This window comes from Actinomadura sp. 7K507, assembly GCF_004348425.1.
Taxonomy (GTDB): Bacteria; Actinomycetota; Actinomycetes; order Streptosporangiales; family Streptosporangiaceae; genus Spirillospora.
In genome coordinates this window covers 1-827 of the sequence record NZ_SMKK01000549.1, presented here as the reverse complement: position 1 = coordinate 827, position 827 = coordinate 1, and the positions used below count along the sequence as shown (strand labels likewise).

Below are 827 nucleotides of genomic sequence, written 5' to 3'. Positions count from 1 at the left end.
CACCCATTCCTCCAAGGCCGGCGTCATCGGGCGGCTCGCGGCGGCGCGCGCCGGCGTGCCCCGCATCGTGCACACCTGGCACGGGTTCCCGTTCAACGAGTTCCAGTCATGGGCGCGGCGCACCGCCTACATCCGTCTCGAACGCATCGCCGCGAAGCACACCGACGCGTTCCTCGGGGTCGGCACGGACACGGTGACGACCGCGCTGCGGCTCGGCCTCACGACGCCGGAGCGCGTGCGGCTGTCGTGGCCCGCCGTGGACGTCGACGCGTACGCGGCCGCCCCGGGCGCCAGGGCGCAGGCGCGGCGCCGCCTCGATCTCCCGCTCGGCGTGAAGGTCGTCGGGTCGGTCGGCCGGCTCACCTTCCAGAAGGGCCCGGAGATCTTCGCTAAGGCCGTCGCGCGGCTGCCGGACGACGTGTTCGGCCTGTGGGTCGGCGGCGGCCCCATGGCGGACCGGCTGGCGAAGCTCACCGCCAAGCTCGGCGTCGAGGACCGGATGCGCTGGCTCGGGCACACCGACGACGTCGCCGCGGTCCTGCCCGCGTTCGACCTGATGGCGATGGCGAGCCGCTGGGAGGGCCTGCCCTGCGTGCTGGTCGAGGCGATCGGCGCCGGGATCCCGCTCGTCGCGACGGCCGTACCGTCCAACCAGGACCTCGTCCTGGCGGGCGAGACCGGCCTGCTCGTCCCGCCGGAGGACCCGGAGCGGCTCGCCGGCGCCATCACCGCGATGCTCGACGATCCGGCCGCCGCCGACCGGATGGCCGAGCGCGCCCGCGGCCGTGTCGGCGAGTGGTTCACCCCCGCCCACCTCGGCACGGTGC

At 75.2% G+C, this 827-nt stretch carries 1 protein-coding gene; it reads left to right on the top strand.

Annotated features, from left to right (window positions below; all coding sequences use genetic code 11):
• A partial coding sequence (locus E1285_RS45195) for a glycosyltransferase (RefSeq protein WP_132161051.1) occupies positions 1–827 on the top strand: 827 nt, incomplete at both ends.